Source organism: Candidatus Rokuibacteriota bacterium (assembly GCA_016209385.1).
In the GTDB taxonomy this organism is placed as follows: Bacteria; Methylomirabilota; Methylomirabilia; order Rokubacteriales; family CSP1-6; genus JACQWB01.
The window spans coordinates 1-9674 of record JACQWB010000023.1 but is presented as its reverse complement, the minus strand read 5'-3'; the positions used below and the strand labels follow the sequence as shown (position 1 = coordinate 9674).

At 65.4% G+C, this 9674-nt stretch carries 10 protein-coding genes; 6 read left to right on the top strand and 4 right to left on the bottom strand.

The features are described 5' to 3' along the window. Both HY726_01480 and HY726_01475 read left to right on the top strand, forming a co-directional pair. Positions 1 to 217: type II toxin-antitoxin system VapB family antitoxin (locus HY726_01480; GenBank protein MBI4607663.1), on the top strand; the 217-nt coding region annotated here is incomplete at its 5' end. Further along, on the top strand, positions 204 to 605 hold the full coding sequence (locus HY726_01475; protein MBI4607662.1) for a PIN domain-containing protein: 402 nt from the start codon (positions 204 to 206) through the stop codon (positions 603 to 605). The genes HY726_01480 and HY726_01475, both read left to right, overlap by 14 nt. 549 nt (positions 606 to 1154) lie before the next feature. Here the strand turns inward: HY726_01475 and HY726_01470 are convergent. The 4 genes from HY726_01470 to HY726_01455 form a co-directional block, all read right to left on the bottom strand. Further along, entirely contained in the window at positions 1155 to 2102 is a 948-nt protein-coding gene (locus HY726_01470; protein MBI4607661.1) for an ABC transporter permease, read from the bottom strand. A 36-nt stretch (positions 2103 to 2138) separates the two neighbouring features. Next, the gene (locus tag HY726_01465) at positions 2139 to 3116 is read right to left on the bottom strand and encodes an ABC transporter permease (protein ID MBI4607660.1); all 978 of its coding nucleotides are present in this window, start codon (positions 3114 to 3116) and stop codon (positions 2139 to 2141) included. Between the two features lie 66 nt (positions 3117 to 3182). After that, positions 3183 to 4790: an ABC transporter substrate-binding protein gene (locus HY726_01460; GenBank protein MBI4607659.1), complete on the bottom strand. Its 1608-nt coding sequence runs from the start codon at positions 4788 to 4790 to the stop codon at positions 3183 to 3185. A gap of 549 nt (positions 4791 to 5339) precedes the next feature. Further along, positions 5340 to 5759 (bottom strand): pyridoxamine 5'-phosphate oxidase family protein, encoded by a 420-nt coding sequence (locus HY726_01455; GenBank protein ID MBI4607658.1) that lies wholly within the window; start codon positions 5757 to 5759, stop codon positions 5340 to 5342. A 461-nt stretch (positions 5760 to 6220) separates the two neighbouring features. On the opposite strand from HY726_01455, the gene HY726_01450 reads away from it, so the two are divergent. From HY726_01450 to HY726_01435, 4 genes are read left to right on the top strand one after another with little or no spacing between them, the layout of a single operon-like run. Then, complete coding sequence (locus tag HY726_01450) at positions 6221 to 7345, top strand: amidohydrolase (GenBank protein ID MBI4607657.1); 1125 nt, start codon at positions 6221 to 6223, stop codon at positions 7343 to 7345. A 23-nt stretch (positions 7346 to 7368) separates the two neighbouring features. Next, the gene (locus HY726_01445; GenBank protein ID MBI4607656.1) at positions 7369 to 7908 is read left to right on the top strand and encodes an isoprenylcysteine carboxylmethyltransferase family protein; all 540 of its coding nucleotides are present in this window, start codon (positions 7369 to 7371) and stop codon (positions 7906 to 7908) included. A 60-nt stretch (positions 7909 to 7968) separates the two neighbouring features. Next, positions 7969 to 8469, top strand: a complete 501-nt coding sequence (locus HY726_01440; GenBank protein ID MBI4607655.1) for a YbhB/YbcL family Raf kinase inhibitor-like protein — start codon at positions 7969 to 7971, stop codon at positions 8467 to 8469. 56 nt (positions 8470 to 8525) lie between these two features. Continuing rightward, a complete protein-coding gene (locus HY726_01435) occupies positions 8526 to 9440 on the top strand; it encodes a hypothetical protein (GenBank protein ID MBI4607654.1) in 915 nt (304 codons plus the stop codon). Positions 9441 to 9674 lie beyond the last annotated feature (234 nt).

Below are 9674 nucleotides of genomic sequence, written 5' to 3'. Positions count from 1 at the left end.
TGACGGGTTGGTCCGGGAGCTGATGAAAATCACGGAGGCCAAAACGAAGACTGAGGCCATCCACCTGGCCATTTCGGAGTTTATCCGGCGAAAGAAGATTGAGGGGCTGCTGGCGCTGGAGGGCAAGGTTCCGATTGACGTGGACTGGCGCGAGCTAGAAGAGCGGGAGTTGAAGGCCCAGGCGGAACGCGCGCGGCGGTGGCGTGGTCATCGCTGACACATCGGTCTGGATCGAATACTTCAAAGGTGGCCATGAGCCCGCCCGGAGGGCTTTGCGGGATCTCATCCGAGCCGCGCAGGCGGTCCTCGTGGGCGTGGTCTTGACCGAGCTGCTCCAGGGGTGTCGATCGTCGAAAGAGGCGGACACGATCCTCTCGAAGCTCGCCGGCCTTCGCTTTTTGGAGACCAAGTTCTCGACCTGGAAAAGCGCCGGAGAGCTGTCGGCTTCGCTTAGGCGAAAAGGCATCACGCTTCCCCTCTCGGACCTCGTTATCGCCGCGCTCGCCCTCGAACATCACTGCGAAGTATTCACTCTCGACCCGCACTTCGAGCAGGTTCCCGGTCTGACACTTTACCCGGCCTCTCGGCGAGTGCGGACACGGTAACCCTCCCTCGCGGCGCGGTAAAGGCCCTTCACGGCCGGTCCCGCTCGGGGAGGGCAGCGTCCGCGCGCTCAGCCACTCAGCGGCCGTGCGTAGGGACAGTCCGCGCAGTGCTAGCCCACCACAGGGTGGAAGACCGCGGCCTCGTCGAACCAGAGCCGGGCTGCGAGCCCTTGGATGCTGGCCCGCAGGTTATCCACAGGACACCTCTTGCTTCCCTCGCCTTTTCGCCCTCAAACCGTCAACCCTGCTTACCAGCCGCATCAACACTGGGCGGTAAGCACTTCGGCAAGCGTCTACCGTTGACAGATGCAGAAGTGTCTACAACCCGCATGAATACTGGGTTGGAGACGTGTTGACGGATCGGGGCCCTCAGGGGACAGAAGGAGGCCTCATTCCGTTTCCTCCGGGGCAGCCGACGACGGGGCGTGCCGCGCACGGAGGTCGGCGAGTTTCTCCGGGGCCAGCTCGTACCCGCGGACGACCTTACCCCCGACCTTCCTGGAGCCCGCAAACAGGCCCAGTGGGTGGAGGAGGCTGCCGTGGCGGACGCTACTTGAGGCGCGGGTCGAGGGCGTCGCGGAGGCCGTCGCCGAACAGGTTAAAGCCCAGGACCGTGACGAAGATCGCAAGGCCCGGGAAGAGCGACAGCCAGGGGTTGGCCTGGATGAAGGCCACGTTGGCCTTGAGGTCCCAGCCCCAGCTCGGGGTCGGCGGCTGGGTGCCCAGGCCGAGGAAGGAGAGCGTGGCCTCCACGATGATCGCGGTGGCGACGCCGAGGGTCGTCGTCACGATGATCGGCGCCAGGCAGTTCGGGAGCACGTGACGCACGAGGATCCAGGTGTCGCGCACCCCGAGGGCGCGGCAGGCCTCGACATACTCTTTCTCCTTGATCGAGAGCACGCTCCCCCGCACCAGGCGCGCGTAGATGGGAATCCGCACGATCGCGACGGCCCCGACGACCTTGATGGTGCCGATGAGCCCGGCTGTGGGCGTGAACATCACCATGAGGATGATGGCGAGCAGGTAGATCGGGAACGCGAGGATCAGATCCATCACCCGCATCACGACCGTATCGGTCCGGCCCCCGTAGTAGCCGCCGATCATCCCCAGCGGCACGCCGATGAGGAGGGCGAGCAGCACGGACGACACGCCCACCGCGAGCGAGATCCGGCTGCCGTGGATGACGCGGCTCAGCAAGTCGCGCCCGAGCTGGTCGGTCCCGAGTGGGTGGTCCCAGCTCGGCTGCCGGAAGGTGCTGGCCTGGTCGTTGACGATCGGGCTCCGGGGCGCCAGCGCGTCCGCGAAGAGGGCGACCAGGAGGAGCGCGAGGACGACGGCTGCGCCGACGAGCGCGGACTTGTTCCGCCTCAGCCGGCGGAGCGCCTGGGCCAGGGGAGACTCCGAGCGGGCGACCTCCGCGACCGGCCGGCGAATCCCGGTGGCGACCGGCAGCTCGGCCTCACGCAGGGAACCCCCGCTGATCGGTGGCGACTTCATCCGGAAGGACGCTCCGCCGTCGGCCATCGTCACCCCTCAGCGCCCGTAGCGGATGCGGGGATCCAGGAACGTGTAGGTCAGATCGACGATCAGGTTGATCCCGACGAAGGCCAGGGCTGTCAGCAGGACAAAGCCCTGCACCTGGGGGTAGTCGCGCGCGATGATGGCGTCGATGCCGTAGGTGCCGAGGCCCGGCACGGCGAACAGCGTCTCCACCACGATCGCGCCCCCGATCAGGAAGCCGACCTGGAGGCCCATCACGGTCACCGTCGGGATCAGGGCGTTCTTCAGCGCGTGCTTCAGGAGGACCCGCCGCTCGGCCAGACCCTTGGCGCGCGCGGTGGTGACGTACTCCGTGCGGATCACCTCCAGCATGCTGCCGCGCAGGAGCCGGGTCAGGATGGCGGCCCGTCCCACGCCGAGCGCGACGGCGGGCATCGCGGCGTGCTGGAGGTTCCCCCACAGGCTGGCCTGGCAGACCACCGTCTGGCAGGTCCCGGGCAGGTACACCCAGCCTGAGCTTGGCAGCGCGCCGCCGAGCCCGACGGAGAAGCTCAGCAGGAGCAGGACGCCCAGGAAGAACTCCGGGATCGAGACGCCGACCACGGCGGCCGACGACGCCGTGTAGTCGGCCCAGGTGTTCTGGCGCATGGCGCCGATGATCCCCGCCGGAATGGCGATGGCCAGCGCCACCAGCATCGAGAGCACGATCAGCTCGAGCGTGACGGGCAGACGCACCAGCACGTCCTGGAGGACCGAGCGCCCGGTGATGATGGAAGCGCCCCAGTCGCCCTGCAGGAGCTTGCCGAGCCAGATGAGGTACTGAACGAGGATAGGCTTGTCCAGGCCATACTCCGCCCGGACCTTGACGGCGTCCTCCTGGGTGTAGGCGTCCCCGAGCAGGGGGACGACGGGATCCCCGGGGATCGACCGCATCATGAGGAAGACCACGAGCGTGATCCCCAGCACGGTGGGGACGACCTGGAACAGGCGCCTGATCATGTAGACGCGCATGTCAGGCTCCGGCACGGGCGGGGGCCGCCGCCCCTTGGCGAGCGGCCTCCGCCCTCCCGGGACCGGTTACTTGTCCAGCCAGACCCTGTGGTAGTGCACCTCGAACTCCGCGTTGTACACGTAGCCCTTCATCCACGGCTGGGCGACCATGTAGAACGGCGAGCCCGAGACGTTGTTCCAGTAGACCTGATCGGCCATGTAATCCTGGAGCTCCTTGGCGATCGCCTTGCGCTTGGCCGCGTCCATCTCCCGGGCGTAGCGCGCGTAGAACTCGTCGACCTTCTTGTCGTTGTGGCGCGGGTGGCTCCAGGAGGAGGTGGTGTTCGACAGGTAGGCGTTGCTGTCCGGCGTGAGCAGCGACAGGAGGTCCTCGACGTACATGTCCCACGGGCCGTCGTTCAGGGTCGTGTTCATCCAGCTGACCTTGTCCACGATCCTGATGTTCGCAGTCACGCCGATCCGCGCGAGCTGCTCCTTGATGACCGTAGCGATGACGTTGAACACCGACTTCTCGGGGTTGGTCATGAGCTCGAGGGTCAGGGGCTTCTGGGGGCCGTAGCCCGCCTCGGCCAGCATGGCCTTCGCCTTGGCCGGGTCGTAGGGGCACTTGGAGTTGACGTCCACCGTGTCCAGGGTACCCGGCGGGATCATCCCGACCCACGGGGTCGCCTGGCCCTTGAAGGCGATCTTCACGATCTCGTTCCGGTCGATCCCGTAGCAGCCGACGGCCTTGCGCACGCGGAGATCACCGAAGATCGGGTGGGGCGCGCGGTCCTTGGACATGGGCTTCCCGTCCCGGGGGACCGTCACCTTCATCGCCGCCACCATGGGCGTCGTTTCTTTCCCGGTCAGGATCTGGGCCTTCGGGTTCTGCGCCTTGAGCGTGTCCACGTGCTCGGGCGAGAAGGACGCGATGAAGTCCATCTCCCCCGCCTTGAAGGCGGCCATCTGGGTGACCGGGTCCTTGATGATGCGAATGTGGACGCGGTCCAGGTAGGGGAGCCCCGGCTGGAAGTACTTGTCGAAGCGGTCCATGACCAGGTGGCTGCCCTTCACCCACTCGACCAGCCGGAACGGCCCGCAGCCCACCACGGCCTCGGGCTTGCCCTTCTTGCGGTCCTCGAGGCTGTACTTCTGGGTGGCCGTCGGGGAGTAGATGATCAGGCCGGTGCGGTAGCCGGCGAGCATGTGCAGGAGGAACGCGTAGGGCTGCTTCAGGCGGATCTGGACGGTGTGAGGATCGAGCACCTCGACGCTGTGCACCGGATCGTAGAAGGTCCGCATCCCCGACTTGGTGGCGGGGTCTATGAGGCGGTCGATGCTGAACTTGACGGCGGCGGCGTCCACCTTGGTGCCGTCGTGGAAGAGGACATTCTTGCGGAGCTTGAAGGTGTAGAGGAGGCCGTCGGGCGAGATCTGCCACGACTCCGCGGCGTCGCCCACGAACTTCCCGTCGGGCGTGATGTTCACGAGCCCGCAGCCGACGTTCATGGCCACCCACATCATTTCGTAGCCCGGCGCGGTGTGGAAGTCGAGGTGGGCGATCGCGTTGCCGTAGGAGACCCGCAGAGTGCCCCCGCGTTTCGGCTGCTCCGCTGCGGTGGCGAAGCCCGACAAGAGGACGATCACGCCGAGGGAAACGCTAGTTCCGAGCAGGAGACTCTTGAAGCGCATAACCTGTCTCCTTTCCGGCCTCATCGGCCGCGTGAAGATGGACAAAAGGATCACGTCGGGAACCTTGGGGCGCTCACTCCCGCTCAGGCGACGACCCCGCGTCCGGGCTGACAGAGGAGAGTTGGAAGTTACCGGGACGTTCTGATAGGACAAGGCCTGAGCGGGTTCGTGGCGGTCAGAATACGCCCCGACCCGGAAGGCGAAACGCAGGCGGGTCCCAGGACGCCGGCCGGCGCGGGGGTCCGCGACGAGAGCCATGATCCAGCAATTTCGTTGCCTCTCGGGCCAGGCGGTCGGTATTGGACGATGTATAGGCTGGGCAGGGCAGATTGTCAAGCGGTCCCGCACCACGCTTCAGGCCGGAGCATAAGCGCGATAAAAGCGCTCCTCGCCCGGTCCCACCCCGGGCCGAACCCGCGCCGTCGGCTGCCCTCTTGTTCCTCCCCGCGTCAGCAACCCCTCCAGGCGCCCGGCCGAATGCTACAGGGCGAAGCCAAACGCCATATACAGCTTGGGAGCCTTGGGGTGGGAGGACCCGGCAGCGCCGATTCAGCGTTCCTGGAGGATCTCGTCGCCACTATAGCGCCGGATCTTGTCCACCCGAACCAGCACCCCGTATCCCTTGCGATCCGGATCCCTGTCCAGCTCGTCTTTGACGGTGCGGTCCATGATTCTCTGCCGCATCGCTCCGTCTTTGAAGACGGTGGCCTGGCCGTAAAAGCGCCAGCCGACGCGAGCTGCGAGATCCGCGTAGAGCATCACGACGTGGGGGTTCTCCTCCATGTGCCGGGCGCCGGACTGACGCGAGCGCTCCCAGATCGCGAGGTGTTCGTCGTCCCAGACGAAGGTGCTGCCTCGAAAGCTGATGCTGGGAACCCCGTCTTTCGAGGCCGTCGCCCACACACAGAATTTCCTGTCCCGGAAGGCATTGTTGATCCGTTCTTTCATTTCGTCGGTGAACCTTATCATGAGGCTCCTCCGCTGCGCCCCGAAGTGAAGGCCGCCCGAATCGAAGAGGTTCTCTCTGACAGGCAAACCAATGGAATCGGTGACCTCCCCTTGCGATTGTCCGAGACTACAGCGCGATGAAGAGCCGGTCAAGGGACTTTTCCCATGGTCAGGCAAAGCGTGGGGCAAGGTGATGCTGCTCTCCGCCGCATTGACAGGGGCCTTGCGTTGTGGTCCTATGGCGGCAACTAACCGGGAAGGGTCGCTATCGGCAGAAGATCCGGAGCCTGCGGCGTCGGATGCTGTTTCCCGGTATGACGCACGATCAAGCAGTGGAATTTCTCCGCAACGACTTCCTTTTCTGGAATTTCCGGCCCGCGCTGAGCCCTTGATCGTCCCTTTCCCTGCGTGATCGCGGGCCGTTGTCAGAGCGGTGCGCATAGGTTTCGAGCCTGATATCCTGGGGCCGCAGGAGGTGGGGCATGGCCAGGGATGGGTTCAAGGTCTTCGACAGTGACATGCACGTGCTGGAGCCTGTTGACCTGTGGGAGCGCTATATCGACCCCGCCTTCAAAGATCGAGCGCCCAGAGGAACGACCCGGAAGGCGACGGACGTCGGGGTGACCGTCGACGGGGAAGACGCGTTCAAGCTCTCGGCGCAAGTCGCGCGGGTGTCGTTTCCGGGTGGTCTCGACCGCTTTGCCGAAGACATCGCGCGCGGCTTCGACGCCACGGCTCAGCTCCGGGCCATGGATCGGGAAGGCATCGATGTGACGGTCCTCTATCCGTCCCGCGGTCTCTTCGTGAACAGCTTTCCCGACATGGATCCGGCCTTCTCCGAGGCCATCGCCCGGGCCTACAACAACTGGCTGGCGGACTTTTGCCGGGCAGGCGACCCGCGCCGGATGCACGGGGCTGCCATGCTTCCGATCCAGGATATCGGGGCATCGATTCGGGAGGCGCGTCGAGCGGTTCGCGAGCTGGGGTTCAGGGCAGTCTTCCTGCGCCCTAACCCGCTGCGCCCAGGTATCTATTGGAACGACCCCATCTTCGACCCGCTGTGGGCGGGGATCCAGGAGCTTGGGGTCCCTGTCGGCTTCCACGAGGGGGTCGCCTCCCATCTGCCGACCGTCGGCGCCGATCGGTTCGGGCCCGGCCAGTTCGCGCTGCAGCACGCGTGCTCCCACAGCATCGAGCAGATGCTGGCGGTGGAAGCCATGACCCTGGGTGGAGTCCTGGAGCGATTCCCGCGACTCAAGGTCGCGTTCCTCGAGGGCAACGGGTCCTGGCTCCCCTTCTGGCTCTGGCGGCTGGACGAGCACTGGGAAAATCCGGGGAGGTATGAAAACCCTGCGCTGACGCGGAAGCCCAGTGAGTGCTTCTACCGCCAGTGTTTCGTCTCGCTCGAGTGCGATGAAGTTCCCGCCCGACAGGCGGTGGAGCTGTGCGGGCCCGACTGTTTCGTTTTCTCCACCGATTATCCCCACTACGACACGAAGTATCCCGAGGCCACTGCACGCTTTCTCAAGCTGCCGCTGACGGAGGAAAGCAAGCGGAAGATCCTCTGGGACAACTGTGCCCGTCTCTACGGCTTCACCGGTGGCTGAAGGTGTCAGCGGCCAGGGCCGACATGGGTTTTCGGAGCGAAGAAGCCACGCTCAAAGTGACGATGGGCTGGCTGGATATCCTGACGAGGACCGTGCTGTGGCTCGTCCTCGGCCCGGTATTGTTCGCTGTCCTCGTCCCCTCCGCGCTGCTGGCGTCCCGGTGGCAGCTGCTCTCTTACGGGATCGGGAGCCTCAGGTTCATTGGGATTATGCCGATCTGCCTCGGCGCGGCCGTGGTCCTCTGGTGTGCCTGGGATTTTATGGTCGTGGGGCGGGGCACTCCGCTCCTGTTCGATCCGCCTCCGCGACTGGTATCGAGGGGGTTGTACCGTGTCGTCAGGAACCCGATGTATATCGGTGTCGAGCTCATCCTGGGCGGTGAGGCGATCGCGTTCGAGTCGTTGATTCTGCTGGCTTACGCTGTAGGTGTCTGGGTGATGTTCCACGGGATCATCATCGCGTTCGAAGAACCGTACCTGAGGAAGACCTTTGGCGCCGCGTACGAGGAGTACTCGAAAGCTGTTCCCAGATGGGTCCCGCGCTGGAAGCGTGCGGAAGGGTAGAGGAGCGCGATGGTGAACGCTTGAGCTCACCGAACACAGACGAGCCTGGAGGAACACGCGATGGCGATGAAGCTCACGAGCGACAGCTTCAAGGACGGCGACTACCTGGGACAGGCGCACATCCTGTCGGCCGACTACGGCTTCGGCTGCAGCGGCGGCAATAAATCACCGCACCTCACGTGGGAGGGCGCGCCGGACGGAACGAAGAGCTTCGCGCTGACGTGCTTCGATCCCGATGCGCCCACCGGAAGCGGCTTCTGGCACTGGGTCGTGGTGAACATTCCGCCCAACGTGACCGCGCTGCCGCTCGACGCCGGCAACCCTGCGAGCGGCAAGCTGCCGGCGGGCGCGCTCCAGGTGAGGACCGACTTTGGCAAGCCGGGCTACGGCGGCCCGTGTCCGCCACAGGGTGACCATCCGCACCGCTACCTCTTCACCATCCACGCCGTGTCCATGGACAAATTGCCGGTCACGGCCGACACCTCGCCGGCGGTGGTAGGCTTCTACCTCAACTTCAACACGCTGGCGAAAGCCTCCCTCATGGGCTTGTACAAGCGCTGAAAAGACCGCAGCTTGAACAGGCCGCTCCCAATGGCGGAGTCGGTCGGGAGAACGGGATGAGCACGACCTCGAGTGTACGTCTTCTGGTTGGGACCGCTGAAGGACTCTACGAGCTTGGAGCTCGTCAGCGGAGCCATTTCAATGGACATGAGATCACCGCCATCGCCAGCGATGGCGTCTCGTGGTGGCTCCTGGTCGAGGGCCGGAGCGTCTGGCGCTGGCAGGGTGATGGCCCATGGCGCGAGTTGGCGCGTCTTCAAGCTGACCCTGGTACGTGCCTGGCGCTGACACCAGCCGGGCTCCTGGTAGGAACTGCGGGCGCCCACCTCCTGCGCTTGGAGGAGGGAAGGCTCGATCGGGTCGAGGGGTTCGAGCGGGTCGAAGGCCGGGAGAAGTGGTACACGCCATGGGGCGATCCGCCCGACGCGCGATCCATCTCGGCAGATCCCGCTGGCGCCATTTACGTGAATGTGCACGTGGGCGGCGTGGTGCGCTCCACCGACGGAGGCCATTCCTGGCAACCGACTCTCGACATCGATGCGGACGTCCACCAAGTTCTCGCCGATCCGACACGTACGGGAATCGTGCTCGCTGCTGCCGCCGTCGGGCTGGGCATCAGCGAGGACGGCGGGAAGTCCTGGCGCTTCAAAACGGCAGGCCTTCACGCCCACTATCTGCGCGCCGTCAGCCTGGCACGAGACGCCATCCTGATATCAGCCTCGACGGGTCCCGGAGGCAAGCGCGCGGCCGTGTATCGGGGTCGTCTCGGGCAAAACAAACCGTTCGAGAGATGCCAGGGTCTCCCCAAGTGGTTCGGGAGCAACATCGATACTTTCTGCCTGGCCGCCTCCGGCGCAGTTGCCGCCTTCGGGACAGAGGAGGGGCTGCTCTTCCTTTCCACGGATGCGGGGGCGAGCTGGGGGCTCCTGGCAAAGGATCTTCCGGCCGTGCGGTGCGTCGGCATCGCGTGAAAAGGGAACGCGAATTGCCTCATGCTCCGCTGGTCCGTCGATCGTGACCACGTAGGGGTGTGTCGGGGTAATGCCCTTCGAGCGCGGGCTTCGCCCGCGCAACCAACTCGGGCCTCGCCTCGTGGCTCTCCTCGCCTGCGGCTCGTCGGCAGCCCCTCGGCTCGAACCACCATTCCTGGGGGAGGCCTCGGAGGGGGACACCCGCGCCTCCGCCGCGGGTACCCGGGCCCCCTC

Coding starts and splice junctions, on each gene's coding strand:
- HY726_01460 (MBI4607659.1), bottom strand. CDS start 4,790: ATGCGCTTCAAGAGTCTCCTGCTCGGAACTAGCGTTTCCCTCGGCGTG.
- HY726_01465 (MBI4607660.1), bottom strand. CDS start 3,116: ATGCGCGTCTACATGATCAGGCGCCTGTTCCAGGTCGTCCCCACCGTG.
- HY726_01470 (MBI4607661.1), bottom strand. CDS start 2,102: ATGAAGTCGCCACCGATCAGCGGGGGTTCCCTGCGTGAGGCCGAGCTG.
- HY726_01445 (MBI4607656.1), top strand. CDS start 7,369: ATGGGTTTTCGGAGCGAAGAAGCCACGCTCAAAGTGACGATGGGCTGG.
- HY726_01455 (MBI4607658.1), bottom strand. CDS start 5,759: ATGATAAGGTTCACCGACGAAATGAAAGAACGGATCAACAATGCCTTC.
- HY726_01435 (MBI4607654.1), top strand. CDS start 8,526: ATGAGCACGACCTCGAGTGTACGTCTTCTGGTTGGGACCGCTGAAGGA.
- HY726_01450 (MBI4607657.1), top strand. CDS start 6,221: ATGGCCAGGGATGGGTTCAAGGTCTTCGACAGTGACATGCACGTGCTG.
- HY726_01440 (MBI4607655.1), top strand. CDS start 7,969: ATGGCGATGAAGCTCACGAGCGACAGCTTCAAGGACGGCGACTACCTG.